Origin of the sequence: Cohnella sp. 56, assembly GCF_037963805.1 — a bacterium.
In the GTDB taxonomy this organism is placed as follows: Bacteria; Bacillota; Bacilli; order Paenibacillales; family Paenibacillaceae; genus Cohnella.
On sequence record NZ_JAZDQE010000002.1, the window covers coordinates 556009 to 570183 of the forward strand.

A 14175-nucleotide genomic window follows, 5' to 3' on the forward strand; every position below is an offset into this window, starting at 1 on the left:
CCCTCCGTATACGGGGGGCGTTTTTTGATTTGTCGCAGGCAAGGCGCAGGAGAGGGAGCAGAAGACAGATGGGATTGCGGGTCAAAGGCTGGAAGGTTAAAGGAGCGGCCGCGGTCGCGGCGCTGCTGATCGTGGCGGGCTGCGGAAATGGCGGCGGGAACGAAGGGGGCGGCAGCCCGGCGGCGACGGGTTCGTCCGGCGCCGGGGCATCGGCGTCGGCATCCGCCTCGGGCGGGCAGGCGGCCGATCTCGGCAAGGTCAAAGTCGTGCTCGACTGGACGCCGAACACGAACCATACGGGGCTGTACGTCGCGGCCAACCAGGGCTACTGGAAAAAACGCGGCCTCGACGTCGAGATCGTGCTGCCGCCGGAGAGCGGCGCGGATCAGATGGTCGCGACGGGCGCGGCGGACTTCGGCGTCGGCGCGCAGGAGGGCTTGACGCTGGCGAGAGAGAACGACATGCCGATCGTCTCGCTCGCGGCCATCATACAGCACAATACGTCGGGCTTCGCTTCGCCCGCGGACAAGAGCATCAAGGAGCCCAAGGACTTCGAAGGCCATAGCTACGGCGGCTGGGGCTCGCCGGCCGAAGAAGCCGTCATCGGCTCGATGATGCAGAAGCAGGGAGCCGACGTGAAGAAGGTCAAGTTCGTCAATGCGGGCAGCGCCGACTTTTTCACCGCCGTCCAGAAGGACATCGACTTCGAATGGATCTTCTACGGCTGGACCGGCGTCGAGGCCGAGCAGCGGGGCATCAGCCTGAACATGGTATATTTGTCCGACTTCGACAAGCGCCTCGACTACTATACGCCGGTGCTGACGACGAGCGAGAAGATGATCAAGAACAAGCCGGACGTCGTCCGCGCGTTCGTGGAAGGCGCCTCGGAGGGCTACCAGTACGCGATCGACCACCCGGCCGAAGCGGCGGATATGCTGCTGAAGGCCAATCCCGATCTGAACGCGGAGCTCGTCAAGGCAAGCCAGGCATGGCTCAGTCCGAAGTACAAGGACGACGCGCCGCGCTGGGGCGAACAGAAAAAGGAAGTATGGTCGGGCTACGCCGAGTTCCTGAAGGAGCACAAGCTGCTGACGAAGGATCTCGACTACGACGCGATGTTTACGAACGAATTTTTGCCGCAATAAATAAAAGATAGCGGGACGGGCGCGTAGGTCCGCCCCGCACGAGGAGGATACGGACATGGCGCAAGCGCTGCTGAGCATTCAAATATTGCCGAAGGCCGCAAACCACGAGGATGATACGCATCTGTACGTCGACCGCGCGATCGAGATCATCAAGGCGTCTGGCGTCGACTACCGGGTCGGCCCGCTGGAGACGACGATGGAGGGCGACCTCGATCAATTGCTCGATATCGTCAAGGACATGAACCGGGCGATGTTCGAGAAGGGCAGCCCGTCGGTGCTGTCCCAGATCAAGCTGCTCGTCCACGGCTCGGACGGCGCCTCGATGGCGCATCTGCTGCGCAAATACCCCGATGGACAGTAGGACAGGCAGGTGGCTGCTGCCCATCGGTACGCTGCTCGGCGCGCTGATCCTCTGGCAGCTCAGCGTCGAGCTGTGGCATATCAAGCCCTACAAGCTGCCGTCGCCGCTCGCCATCGGCGAGCGGATGTGGGATCAGCGTGACCGGCTGCTGGTCCAGAGCGGCTCCACGCTGCGGCTCGCGCTCAAGGGCGTCGGGCTCGGCATCGGACTCGGCGTGCTGTCGGCGATCGTCTTCCATCTGATTCCCGTCGTCCGCGCGGCGCTCTCGCCGATCATCATCATCACGCAGAACATCCCGCTGATCGCCTTGGGGCCGCTGCTCATCATCTGGCTCGGCTTCGGCCTGGCGCCCAAGCTCGTGCTGCTGGCGCTCGTCTGCTACTTCCCGATCGCCTGGTCGATGCTGTCCGGTCTCGGGCAGGCCGATCCGCATCTGCGGGAGTATCTGGCGATGATCGGGGCGGACCGGTTCACGGTGCTGCGGCGGCTGGAGCTGCCGGCTTCGCTGCCGTACTTTTTCTCGGGGCTCAAGATTACGGCGACGTACAGCATTACGGCCGCGATCGTGGCGGAGTGGCTCGGCGCGAGCGAGGGCATCGGCTACTACCTGGTGCTCAAGTCCAAGGGCTACGATACGACGAGCGTATTCGGCGCAATCGTCTGTATCGTCGGGATGGCGCTGGCCTTCTACGGGATCGCGGTGCTGCTCGAGCGACTCGTCGTGCGCTGGCGGCCGGCGGGCCGGGAAGGGGGAGCGCGATGAGCGGACAGGCGAAGCTCGAGCTGATCGATGTTCATAAGAGCTACGCGCGCGGCAAAAAGCGCCATCCCGTGCTGGCCAGCATCTCGCTGACCGTGAGGGAGGGCGAATTCGTCACCCTGCTCGGTCCGTCGGGCAGCGGCAAGTCGACGCTCTTCAGGCTGATCGGCGGCGTCGAGCGCCCCGACGGCGGGACCGTCCTCATCGGGGGGGCGGACACAACCGGACAGCGGGGGCATATCAGCTACATGCCGCAGCAGGCGTCGCTGTTCCCGTGGCAGTCGGTCGCCGGCAACATCGCTTCGGCGCTCGCGACGGCAGGCATCGAGCGGCGCAGGGCAGCCGCGCTGGCAGCGGAGTGGCTGGAGCGCATCGGGCTCGGCGAGGTGGCGGACGAGTATCCGCAGGTGCTGTCGGGCGGGATGCAGCAGCGGGTGTCGTTCCTGCGGGCGCTGCTCATGCCGCGTAGCGTCATGTGCCTCGACGAGCCGTTCGCCGCGCTCGATGCGCTCACGCGAGCGGAGATGCAGGCCTGGCTGCTGCGGCTGTGGGAGGAGGAGCGGCGCTCCGTGCTGTTCGTCACGCACAGCATCGAGGAGGCGCTGACGCTGTCGGACCGCATCTATGTGCTGTCCAGGGCGCCGGCTACCGTGCTGCGCGAGATCGAAGTGCCGTTCGAGCGGCCGCGCAGGGCGGATGTGTGGAAGGAGCCTGCCTTCGTGGCGCTGAAGGAAGACATACTGGCGCTGCTCGAGCGCGGAGAGGGGCGCGGATGATGGCGGAGGCGATGCTGCCTGCGGCGGGCATCCGGGCTCGCCGCTTCTTGTCCGCACCAACGTCTTGGGTGTGGAAGTCCCCAGGCGGTCGCGGCGCCGAGGCGATAGATAGGGGTGTCGGCGATGGCGTATGACGTGCATCTTCATGCCGACCAATATCCGCCCGGGAGACGCGAGGCGCTGCTTGCGGAGACGTTCGCCGCGGGCATCCGCGGCGTCGTCGCCGTCTCGATGCACCCGGCCTCCTGCGAGCAGACCCGCCGGCTCGCGGCCGCCTGGCCCGGGCTCGTCATGCCGGCCTACGGCCACCATCCCGAGCAGCCGCCGCTCGGCCCGGCGGAGCTGGAGCGCCTGTGCGGCCGGATGCGGCGGCTTGCGGCGGACGGCGAGCGCTTCGCCGTAGGCGAGGTCGGGCTGCCGTATTATACGCGGACCGAGGCCCAGTCGCGCGGCGAGCCGTTCGACGAGGCGCCTTATCTGGCGCAGCTCGAAGTTTTCGTGCGCCTGGCGGCCGAGCTGGACCGCCCGATCGCGCTCCACGCCGTATACGAGGACGCGGACAAGGCGCTTGATGTGCTGATGCGTCATGGCGTGCGCCGGGCGCATTTCCACTGGTACAAGGGAGCGCCGGAGACGACGGCGCGCATCGCGGCGGGCGGATATATGATCTCCGTGACGCCGGACGTGCTCTACGAGCCGGAGATCCGGGAGCTGGCTGCGACATTCCCGCTCGGGCAGCTCATGGCCGAGACGGACGGACCCTGGCCGTTCGAGGGGCCGTTCGCAGGGCGGGAGACAACGCCCGTCATGACGCGCGCCGTCGTCCGCGAGATCGCCGCGCTGCGCGGGCTTGCGCCGGAGGCGGCCGAGCGGGCGATAGACGCCAACACGGCGGCATTTTACGGATTCGGCTGATTTTCCCGCCTTGACGAGAACAAGCCTTGCAACCTTCGCTGAAGGATTGCAAGGCTTGTCCGGTTTGCGCCCGATGTGCGGGCCATAACGCGACGGCCAAAGTCCGCTACAGGCCCGTCGGTGCCTGCTGTCGGAAGGCGCGAATACGTAAACGAGGGAGAACGAAGTAAAAACTTGCCCATTGCGGATGAAATTTTAAAAGCCATATACTAGTTTGAAAGCGCAATCAAGCGTGTCCTCTTTATGAAGAAGGCGGCCTCGGAGGGGAGCGGTATTCCCGATCCGGCTTGGCTTGGCTGAATCAAACATATAGAAGAAGGTGGCATGAGTCATGACCGAAAGCCCGACCGACGGGAAGCTGTGGTACAGACAGCCGGCCCGGGACTGGAACGAAGCGCTGCCGATCGGCAACGGACGACTGGGAGCGATGGTGTTCGGAGACGTGAACGACGAGCGTCTTCAAATGAACGAGGATTCGCTGTGGTACGGCGGTCCGCGGGATCGCAACAATCCCGATGCGCTGTCGAATCTGCCGCGTGTCCGGGAGCTGATCCTGGCCGGTAGGCTGCGCGAAGCGCAGGACTTGGCTCTGATGGCTCTGACGGGCGTCCCGGAGTCGCAGCGGCATTATGTGCCGCTGGGCGACCTGGAGCTGCACGGCGCGGCGCCCGGAGGCCCCGCGGAGCAATACGTGCGGGAGCTGGATCTGAGCCGGGGCGTGGTGAGCGTCAGCTATGTGCAGGACGGGATTCGCTATACCCGCGAAGCGTTCGCCAGCTGCCCGGATCAGGTCATCGTAGTCCGGCTAGCGGCGGACAAGCCGGGGAGCCTGAACGTGCGGGCCCGGTGGAACCGTCAGCAGTGGAGATACGTGGACGGCATCCGCGCATGGGGGACGGACGGGCTCGTGATGGCAGGCAGCGCCGGCGGCGAAGGCGGGGTGGACTTCCGCGCGGCGGTGAAGGCAGACGTAAAAGGCGGCAGCAGCCACACGATCGGGGAATACCTGTTGATCGAACAGGCGGATGAGGCGATCCTGTATATCGCGGCCGGCACGTCGTTCCGCTCGCCGGACCCGGAGCAAGCCTGCCGGGCGGCCATCGACGCGGCGGCAGGCCGCACCTACGAGGAACTGCTCGGGCGCCACGAATCGGACTACCGTGCTCTTTTCGACCGCGTGCGGCTGGAGATCGACGATCCGGGCGGCGACAAGGCTGGCCGGCCGACGGACGAGCGGCTGGCCGCGGTCGAGCGGGGGGAGGACGATCCGGGGCTCGTCTCCTTGTATTTCCATTACGGCCGCTATTTGCTGCTTTCCTCCAGCCGCCCGGGCTCGCTGCCCGCGAATTTGCAGGGGATCTGGAACCCGCATTTCCTGCCGCCGTGGGATAGCAAATACACGATCAACATCAATACTCAGATGAACTACTGGCCTGCGGAGAATTGCAATCTGGCCGAATGCCATCTGCCACTGTTCGAGCTGATCGAACGAATGCGGGAGCCGGGTCGGCGGACGGCGGAAGTCATGTACGGCTGCCGCGGCTTCACCGCCCATCACAACACGGACATCTGGGCGGATACGGCGCCCCAGGACGGGTGGCCCCCGTCGACGTTCTGGCCGCTTGGCGCGGCATGGCTCTGTCTCCATCTTTGGGAGCATTATGCGTTCGGCGGAGACGAAGCGTTCCTGGCGCAGGCGTATCCGACGATGAAGGAAGCGGCGCAGTTTGTGCTGGATTACCTGATCGAAGGGGAGGACGGGCGGCTGATCACCTGCCCTTCGATCTCTCCGGAAAATACGTACATTGTCCCGGGCGGCGAATCCGGCGTGCTGTGCGCCGGCGCTTCCATGGATTTTCAGATCATCCGCGCCTTGTTCGAGGCCTGCCTCGAGAGCGCCCGCCTGCTCGGGACCGACGAGGCGTTCGGAGGGACGCTGTCCGACGCCCTGCGCCGGCTGCCCGGCACGAACATCGGCAAGCACGGCCAGATTCAGGAGTGGATGGAGGACTACGAGGAGGCGGAGCCGGGCCATCGGCATATCTCCCATCTGTTCGGTCTGTATCCCGGCGAGCAGTTCACCCCCGAGGAGACGCCGGAGCTCGCCGATGCGGCCAGAGTCACGCTGGAGCGGCGCCTCGCCAGCGGCGGGGGACATACCGGCTGGAGCCGGGCGTGGATCATCAACTTCTGGGCGCGCCTGCAGGACGCGGACAAGGCCCGCGAGAACGTGCTCGCGCTGCTCGGCCACTCCACCCTGCCGAACCTGCTGGACAACCATCCGCCGTTTCAGATAGACGGGAACTTCGGCGGGACGGCGGGCATCGCCGAGATGCTGCTGCAGAGCCATCGGGGCGTGCTGCATCTGCTGCCTGCCTGGCCGGCGGCCTGGGGCGGCGGACGGGTGCGCGGGCTTCGGGCCCGGGGCGGCTACACGGTGGATATGGAGTGGGCGAAGGGCCGCCCGAGCCGGGTCGTCATCGCCGCCGCCCGGACCGGCGTCTGCCGCATCCGGGGACTTGGCGCGGACATGCTCGAGCTGCCCGTCGAGGCGGGGCGGAGCTATAAGCTGACGGCACCCTTTGCGCAGGGGACCGGCGGAGGCATTTGATTCGCTTTTTGGAGGGGGTATCGGCTCTTGGGAGCACTGAAGGGAAAAAATGTCCTCATGCGCGACGAGGAGATCAGGCGAAGACAAGCGGCGAACCGTGTCTACCTGATGAAGCTGGACAGCGATCATCTGCTGTTTAATTACCGGCTGGAGGCAGGCCGCTACGCGGGCCGCGGCATCCCGCACGACGCGCACGGCGGATGGGAGTCGCCGGTCTGCCAGCTGCGGGGGCATTTCCTCGGCCACTGGCTGTCGGCGGCAGCCATGCATGTCGACGAGACCGGGGATGCCGAGCTGAAGGCGAAGATGGATGTTATCGTGGACGAGTTGGCGGCGTGCCAGCAGGACAACGGAGGCCAGTGGGTAGGCGCCATTCCGGAGAAATACTTGCACTGGATCGCCGAGGGCAAGCAGATCTGGGCGCCGCAGTACAATCTCCACAAGCTGCTCATGGGCCTTGTCGACGCCTATCGATACGGCCGCAACGAGACGGCGCTCGGCATCGCAGATTCGTTCGCGGACTGGTTCGCGGACTGGAGCGGCCGATTTTCAAGGGAGCGCTTCGACGACATTCTGGATGTGGAAACCGGCGGGATGCTGGAGGTGTGGGCAGACTTGCTGCATATTACCGGCAAGGAAAAATACAGGACGCTGCTCGGGCGGTATTATCGCAGCCGTCTGTTCCAGCCCCTGCTCGCAGGCCAGGACCCGCTGACGAATATGCATGCGAATACGACGATTCCGGAGGTGCTCGGCTGCGCGCGCGCTTACGAGGTTACAGGCGAACAGCGGTGGATGGATATCGTAAATGCCTATTGGAAGTGTGCGGTGACGGAGCGAGGCTGTCTGGCGACGGGCGGACAGACGTCCGGCGAGGTGTGGATGCCCAAGCACAAGATGAAGGCGCGTCTGGGCGACAAAAACCAGGAGCACTGCACGGTTTACAATATGAATCGTCTGGCTGAGTTCCTGCTCCGGCATTCGGGCGATCCGGCCTATGCGCAATATATCGAGTACAATCTGTACAACGGCATCATGGCGCAGGCGTATTATCAGGAATACTCGTTGACCGGCAGCCAGCAGGGCGCGCCTTCGACCGGCCTGCTCACGTATTTTCTGCCGATGAAGGCGGGTCTGCGCAAGGATTGGAGCAAGGAGACGGACAGCTTCTTCTGCTGCCACGGCACGATGGTGCAGGCGAACGCGGCTTGGAATCGAGGGGGGTATTATCAGGACGCGAACGACGACCTGTACATTTGCCAATATTTCGATTCCGAGCTGACCTCAGATATCGGAGGAGACGCCGCGCGGATCGTTCAAACGCAGGATCGCATGAGCGGGAGTACGATGAGCTCCTCGATAACGGCAGGTTTTCAGGGCATTCATGAGACGACCGTATTGCATGAGAATATGCCGTCTTATCGCAAGCATGATTTTGTTGTGCGCTTGTCCGCGCCTCGGGAATTCGCCATCCACTGCCGGATTCCCGAATGGCTCATGGCGGAGGCGACGATCTGCGTCAACGGCAGCGTGCAGGGACGGACGGCGGAGAGCGGCCGGTTCCATACGATTCGCCGAGTCTGGCAGGATGGGGATAGCTTCAGCGTCATTTTTCCGATCGGAATCCGCTTCGTGCCGCTGCCGGACGACAGCAGCGTCGGAGCATTCCGGTACGGGCCGGAGGTGCTGGCGGGCATCGGCGAGACCGAGCGAATCTTGCGTGCGCATCAGGACGACATCGACTGCGAGATCGAGCTGGAGAATGAACGCGAGTGGGGAAGCTGGCGCTACTTTTTTAAAACGGTAAATCAGGACCCCGCGATTCAAATGAGGCGGATTCGGGATATCGGGTACGAGCCGTTCCAGATCTACTTCAAAGTGAGAGGCAGCTCGTCGGCCATTCATCCGTAAATAAAGGCAGAGGAGGATTGCCATGCATACAACCGTCGTCAACCCGATCCTCTGGGCCGACGTGCCGGACGTTAGCGTCATTCGGGTCGGCTCCGTCTACTACATGGTCAGCACCAGCATGCATATGATGCCCGGCTGTCCGATCATGCGGTCCGTGAATCTGATGCATTGGGAACTAGTCGGCTACGTCTTCGACAAGCTGGAGGACAACGACGCCCATCGGCTGAATGACGGCAAGGGCATCTACGGCAACGGCTCCTGGGCGGCGAGCCTGCGGCACCACCAAGGCGTGTTCTACGTCGCCTTCAGCTGCAACGATATGAACCGGTTTTACGTGTACCGCACGACGGATATCGAGCGCGGACCTTGGGAGCGTACCGTCATCGAGGGGCTGCACCACGATCCGGGCCTGCTGTTCGACGAGGACGGCCGCGTCTACGTCATCTACGGCAACGGGGACATCCGCATCCGGGAGCTGACGGCGTGCGCAGCGGCTCCCCTGGAGGGGGGCGTCGACCGGCTGCTGTTCGAGACGGAGCGCGCAGGGATCGGCCTGCGCTGCGAGGGCTGTCATGCTTACAGGCTGAACGGCTATTATTATCTGTTCTTCATCGAATGGCCGAACAGCGGCAATCGTCGCCGGCGGCAGCTCGTCTACCGTTCGCGGGCGCTGCTCGGTCCCTACGAGCGCCGGATCGTGCTCGACGACGACATGGGCTGCCGCAACAACGGCGTCGCTCAAGGCGGCATCGTCGATACGCCCGCAGGCGAATGGTACGCGGTGCTGTTCCAGGACCGCGACGCCGTCGGCCGGGTGCCGTGCGTCGTGCCGATGCGCTGGGAGGACGACTGGCCCGTGCTGGGCGCGGACGGACGGGTGCCCGAGTCGTTCGAGGTGACGCTGCCGGGCTCGGCGTCGAAGCCGCTCGTCATCGGCGACGAATTCGATTATACCGATAATCGACTGGCATTGAACTGGCAGTGGAACCATAATCCGGACGACCGGCTATGGTCGGTGACGGAGCGCCCGGGCTGGCTGCGGCTGGCGACGGGGGCGATCGCCGACCGGATCGAGCGGGCCCGCAACACGCTGACGCAGCGGACGGAAGGTCCGGTCTGCGCGGGAGAGACGCTGCTGGACGCGTCGGGGATGAAGCCGGGCGACCGCGCCGGCCTGGTCGCGCTGCAGAGCGGCTTCGGCACGGTCGGTGTCTGGGCCGGCGAGCGCGGCGAGCGTCGCGTCGCGATGTGCGTACGGGGAGAGGACGGCAGCGAGCGGATCGTCGACAGCCTGCCGTTCGCTGGCGAGGTCATCCGCCTCAGAATACAATTTGACTTCAGAGACGGCCGGGATACGGCAGTCTTCGCTTATGCCGCCGACGGCGAAGCGTGGAGGACGATCGGCAGTCCGCTGAAGCTGAAGTACACGCTGGACCATTTTATGGGCTACCGGATCGGCTTGTTCAACTACGCGACCCGCGAGCGCGGCGGCTTCGCGGACTTCGATTATTTCCGCTATCGCAAGGGCGGCTGAGCGATCCCTGCCCGCAGCGCCAAGCCGAAGCCTTCATCCATATTATTTCTGATCAGGGAGAATCCATCGGATTCTCTCTTTTTTTTGAACGGAGGACGAATGGATAATATAGCGCTTACAAATGCGTAAACGATCGTTAAGCAAGTAAAAAGATGCATGTAGTTGGGAGCATTGCCCGCTGCCTATAATGAAAGCGTCAACAGTTTCGGGAGCTGCTTTTAAAGGGGGATGGCTGACAGATAAATAAAGGCCCGTTACATCCGCCTTCACGGTCGGCATGCGCGACAGTCGCGCCGGGAGCCGGAATGCCGCAGGGCATAATCCCATTGCAGAATAGGAGACAGAGCGCGCATGCAAAAATACGGTGTCAGGGGTCTTGCATTTCGGAAATTTCTCTATATATCCCCATTCATGCTTCTGCTGTTTATCTTCTCTTACTATCCGCTGTACGGCTGGGTGTACGCCTTCTTCGATTACACGCCGCCAATCCCGCTGTCCAAATCGCCGTTCGTCGGACTCCAGTGGTTCCGATCCCTGGTCGAGAACCAGGTCAAGGTCGATCAGGTGCTGCAGGTTATCAAAAACACGTTCGGCCTCAGCGGCCTCAGCCTGCTTTTCTCGTGGCTTCCGATGATTTTCGCCATTTTCCTGACGGAGATCAAGGCCGTCCGCTTCCGCAAGTTCATCCAGACGGTCACGACGCTTCCGAACTTTATCAGCTGGGTGCTGGTCTACTCGCTGGCCTTCTCCATGTTCTCCAGCGAAGGCATCGTCAACGGCATGCTCCGGCAGCTGGGCTTGACCGATTCGCCGATCCTCTTCCTCCAGAATGCGGACCATGTGTGGCTCACGATGTGGATGTGGACGACGTGGAAGACGCTGGGCTGGGCGGCCATCCTGTATATCGCCGCGATCATGGGGATCGACGATTCGTTGTATGAAGCGGCTCATGTGGACGGCGCGACCCGCATGCAGGTCATCCGGCACGTCATTCTGCCGAGCATGCTGCCGACGTACTTCGTGCTGCTGATGCTGCAGATCGCGAGCTTCCTGAACAATGGGCTGGAGCAATACTTCGTGTTCCAGAACGCCTTCAACAAGGAGCACATTCAGGTGCTGGACTTGTATGTGTACAACCTGGCCATGGGCGGCGGCAGCTATTCCGTATCGGTCGCGATCAGCATGCTGAAGAGCTTGATCAGCGTCGTGCTTCTCTTTTCGGTGAACGGCCTGTCCAAAATGCTGAGAGGGGAGGGCATCGTATGAGCCGCAACACGGCAGAGGCGGTACACGAGCCGGTGCATCAAAGCCGGGTCGACAAAAAGTCGGGCTTCAAGCTGAGCGCGACGGACAAGTTCATTTCCGTTCTGATCTATACGCTGTTTTCTCTGTTCGCGCTCATATGCGTGTACCCCTTTTACTCGATCATCATCAACACCATCAGCGCCAACGATATTAGCGCCAGAGGCGACGTCGTCTTTTTCCCGAAGCATATTCATTTCCAGAACTACCTCGACGTGTTCAAGATTCCGGGGCTCGGCCATGCGGCGCTTATCTCCGTGGGCAGGACGGTCATCGGGACGTCGCTGACGGTAGGGGCATCGGCTTTCCTGGGCTTCATGTTTTCCCAGGAGGATATGTGGGGGCGCAGATTCTGGTACCGGTTTACGATAATCACGATGTTTTTTAACGCCGGGATTATCCCCTGGTATTTGACCATGCGGTCGCTTCACCTGACCAACAACTTTCTCGCCTATATTTTGCCGGTGATCGTCGCTCCTTTCTTCATTATTCTGGTCAAGACGTTCGTGGAATCGACGCCGAAGGAGCTGCAGCAGGCGGCCAGCATCGACGGAGCGGGGGTTATGACCATCTTCTTTCGTGTCATGCTGCCCATCTGCAAGCCGATACTGGCGACGGTCGCGATCTTCGCAGCCGTGGACCAATGGAATTCTTTTCAGGATACGCTGCTCCTGGTGACGGACAGCCAGCTCTACAGCCTGCAGTTCATTTTGTACAACTACATCAACCAGGCGAGCTCTCTTTCCACGATGGTCAATCTGCAAAATGCCGGTTCGACGGCGATGGCCAGTCTGTCCACCAAGCAGACGACAACTTCGATCCGCATGACGGTCACGATCATCGTCGTAGCGCCCATTTTGCTGGTGTATCCGATTTTCCAGCGGTTTTTCGTAAAAGGGATTATGATCGGCGCGGTAAAGGGCTGACCTGCGCTTGCGCCATTATAATAAATTGACCAAACGGGGGTTTCATATGAGCTACAGCAGGAAAGTCGCGAAGCGATCGTTGACCGTGTCTCTGGCAGGTTTGATTCTGGCATCCGCCGCACTGAGCGGGTGCAGCAGCAATTCAAAAAACACATCGTCGTCCAGCGAGCCTGCCGGCTCCGGCGCAAGCGCAGGCGCATCCCAGACTGCCGGCGCGATCGACCACAGCAAGCCGATCACGATCACCGTATTCGACAATGCGGCCAACTACCAGGGCGAGCAGACGGGCTGGTACGGCAAGCTGGTCAAGGACAAGTTCAACATCACCTTGAACATCCTCGCTCCGCAGGTGGCCGGCGATCAGCTGTACAAGACCCGCACCGCGGCCGGCGATCTGGGCGATCTCCTGATCATCGACAACAGCCAGTTGGAGGAATTGATTCCGGCCGGTCTCGTCATGGATATGACGGACAAGCTCAAGAACACGAAATATTTGTCCCAATACGTCGACAAGCACTTCAAGCCGTTCAACGCCGCCTTCGACAAGGTTAATCCGGAGGGCAAGATTTACGGGCTGCCGACGTTCGAAGCCGACACGTCGCCGACGACCTTCTCGGAGGAGATTCCGTATTCCAGCCCGATCATGCCCTGGGACTACTACAAGGGCGTCGGGGCTCCGAAGCTCAACAATCTGCAGGATCTGCTGAACGTGCTCAAGCAGATGCAGGCGAAGTATCCGAAGACGCCGGACGGCAAGCCGATCGTGCCGATCACGCTCTGGAAGGATTGGGACGGCGGCACCGGCGCGATGGAGAACGTGCGCTGGCTCAGCAACTGGTACGGCTATGAGAAGCCGGACAGCACGACGACGATCCAGTTGAACGCGAAGGGCGATATCGTACCGATCATCGACGACAACAGCATGTACAAGAAGATCTTGCAGTTCTATTTCGACGCCAATCAGATGGGCCTGGTCGATCCCGACTCGCCTACCCAGGACTGGAACAAAGTCGCCGAGAAGCTGACCAACAAGCAGGTGCTGCTCCTGTGGTACTCCTGGCAGCGCGGCTTCTACAACTCCATCGAGCGCGGCCGGAACGGGGACGGCAACGTAGCGGTGCCGATCGCCGATTCGCATATCATTCAGAACAGCGACGCCTACTACGGCAACGGACGCGTATTCGCCATCGGCGCGAAGGCTAAAAATCCCGACCGCATCATGGAATTCATGGATTGGCTCAACTCGCCCGAAGGACTGCGCTACTACACGAACGGCTTTGAAGGCTTCAACTACGAGAAGACGGCGGACGGCAAGTACCAGCTGACCGAAGTCGGACAGACGGCCTTCCAGAAAAATACGCCCGTGCCGGACGAGTACGGCGGCGGCGGCTACCAGGACGGTCAGAGCAAGATCAACTCGATGATCATGAGCGACTTCGTCATCGATCCGGATACGGGAGAATTCTACAACAGCAACTATTGGAGCGCGACGATCGAGGCGAACAAGACGGCGCTGACGACGGATTGGCAGAAGACGTACAATGCCGAGAACGCGACGGACTACTACCTCAAAAACAATATGATCGATGTCGTGCCGAACATCAATACGAGCCTGGGATCCGATTCCTCGGATATTAAAAACAAGCGCAGCCAAATCTCGGACTATGTGAAGAATACGTCCTGGAAGATGGTATTCGCGAAAAATCAGGCGGAATTCGATCAGCTGTGGACGAAGATGCAGAAGGATGTGGAAGGCCTCGGCTGGAAGGACGTTCTGGCTGCGGACACGGCCAAGGCGGAGAAGATTGTTAAAATGCGCGCCGAGGCGACTGCCGGCAAGTAAAATCGATTTGTTTCGCCATGCTGAAGGGGGATGGATATCCACGGGATATCCTTCCTCCGCATTTTATTGAGCGCCAAAAATGAAGGGAGAC

General features: G+C 61.9%; 11 protein-coding genes. All 11 read left to right on the forward strand.

Annotated elements, in window-relative coordinates; genetic code table 11:
• The first annotated feature begins 68 nt into the window (after positions 1-68).
• The 11 genes from VQ071_RS05360 to VQ071_RS05410 all read left to right on the forward strand — a co-directional run bounded on the left by VQ071_RS05360 (position 69) and on the right by VQ071_RS05410 (position 14084).
• The gene (locus VQ071_RS05360; RefSeq protein WP_340512829.1) at positions 69-1145 is read left to right on the forward strand and encodes an ABC transporter substrate-binding protein; all 1077 of its coding nucleotides are present in this window, start codon (positions 69-71) and stop codon (positions 1143-1145) included.
• Between the two features lie 55 nt (positions 1146-1200).
• The gene (locus tag VQ071_RS05365; protein WP_340512830.1) at positions 1201-1506 is read left to right on the forward strand and encodes a thiamine-binding protein; all 306 of its coding nucleotides are present in this window, start codon (positions 1201-1203) and stop codon (positions 1504-1506) included.
• Positions 1496-2269: an ABC transporter permease gene (locus VQ071_RS05370; protein ID WP_340512831.1), complete on the forward strand. Its 774-nt coding sequence runs from the start codon at positions 1496-1498 to the stop codon at positions 2267-2269. Before VQ071_RS05365 ends, VQ071_RS05370 begins: the two co-directional genes overlap by 11 nt.
• Positions 2266-3042: an ABC transporter ATP-binding protein gene (locus tag VQ071_RS05375; protein WP_340512832.1), complete on the forward strand. Its 777-nt coding sequence runs from the start codon at positions 2266-2268 to the stop codon at positions 3040-3042. Before VQ071_RS05370 ends, VQ071_RS05375 begins: the two co-directional genes overlap by 4 nt.
• Positions 3043-3165: 123 nt before the next feature.
• Positions 3166-3957: a TatD family hydrolase gene (locus VQ071_RS05380; RefSeq protein ID WP_340512833.1), complete on the forward strand. Its 792-nt coding sequence runs from the start codon at positions 3166-3168 to the stop codon at positions 3955-3957.
• Between the two features lie 331 nt (positions 3958-4288).
• Positions 4289-6568, forward strand: a complete 2280-nt coding sequence (locus tag VQ071_RS05385; protein WP_340512834.1) for a glycoside hydrolase family 95 protein — start codon at positions 4289-4291, stop codon at positions 6566-6568.
• 27 nt (positions 6569-6595) lie between these two features.
• Positions 6596-8479, forward strand: a complete 1884-nt coding sequence (locus VQ071_RS05390; protein ID WP_340512835.1) for a beta-L-arabinofuranosidase domain-containing protein — start codon at positions 6596-6598, stop codon at positions 8477-8479.
• Between the two features lie 22 nt (positions 8480-8501).
• The gene (locus VQ071_RS05395) at positions 8502-10013 is read left to right on the forward strand and encodes a glycoside hydrolase family 43 protein (protein WP_340512836.1); all 1512 of its coding nucleotides are present in this window, start codon (positions 8502-8504) and stop codon (positions 10011-10013) included.
• 351 nt (positions 10014-10364) lie between these two features.
• Positions 10365-11279 (forward strand): ABC transporter permease subunit, encoded by a 915-nt coding sequence (locus VQ071_RS05400; protein WP_340512837.1) that lies wholly within the window; start codon positions 10365-10367, stop codon positions 11277-11279.
• Complete coding sequence (locus VQ071_RS05405; RefSeq protein WP_340512838.1) at positions 11276-12241, forward strand: carbohydrate ABC transporter permease; 966 nt, start codon at positions 11276-11278, stop codon at positions 12239-12241. Before VQ071_RS05400 ends, VQ071_RS05405 begins: the two co-directional genes overlap by 4 nt.
• 46 nt (positions 12242-12287) lie before the next feature.
• The gene (locus VQ071_RS05410; protein ID WP_340512839.1) at positions 12288-14084 is read left to right on the forward strand and encodes a hypothetical protein; all 1797 of its coding nucleotides are present in this window, start codon (positions 12288-12290) and stop codon (positions 14082-14084) included.
• Positions 14085-14175: the final 91 nt, after the last annotated feature.

Excerpts from the sequence above, each read along its gene's own strand:
- VQ071_RS05360 (WP_340512829.1), top strand. The coding sequence starts at position 69 with ATGGGATTGCGGGTCAAAGGCTGGAAGGTTAAAGGAGCGGCCGCGGTC.
- VQ071_RS05365 (WP_340512830.1), top strand. The coding sequence starts at position 1,201 with ATGGCGCAAGCGCTGCTGAGCATTCAAATATTGCCGAAGGCCGCAAAC.
- VQ071_RS05370 (WP_340512831.1), top strand. The coding sequence starts at position 1,496 with ATGGACAGTAGGACAGGCAGGTGGCTGCTGCCCATCGGTACGCTGCTC.
- VQ071_RS05375 (WP_340512832.1), top strand. The coding sequence starts at position 2,266 with ATGAGCGGACAGGCGAAGCTCGAGCTGATCGATGTTCATAAGAGCTAC.
- VQ071_RS05380 (WP_340512833.1), top strand. The coding sequence starts at position 3,166 with ATGGCGTATGACGTGCATCTTCATGCCGACCAATATCCGCCCGGGAGA.
- VQ071_RS05385 (WP_340512834.1), top strand. The coding sequence starts at position 4,289 with ATGACCGAAAGCCCGACCGACGGGAAGCTGTGGTACAGACAGCCGGCC.
- VQ071_RS05395 (WP_340512836.1), top strand. The coding sequence starts at position 8,502 with ATGCATACAACCGTCGTCAACCCGATCCTCTGGGCCGACGTGCCGGAC.
- VQ071_RS05400 (WP_340512837.1), top strand. The coding sequence starts at position 10,365 with ATGCAAAAATACGGTGTCAGGGGTCTTGCATTTCGGAAATTTCTCTAT.
- VQ071_RS05405 (WP_340512838.1), top strand. The coding sequence starts at position 11,276 with ATGAGCCGCAACACGGCAGAGGCGGTACACGAGCCGGTGCATCAAAGC.
- VQ071_RS05410 (WP_340512839.1), top strand. The coding sequence starts at position 12,288 with ATGAGCTACAGCAGGAAAGTCGCGAAGCGATCGTTGACCGTGTCTCTG.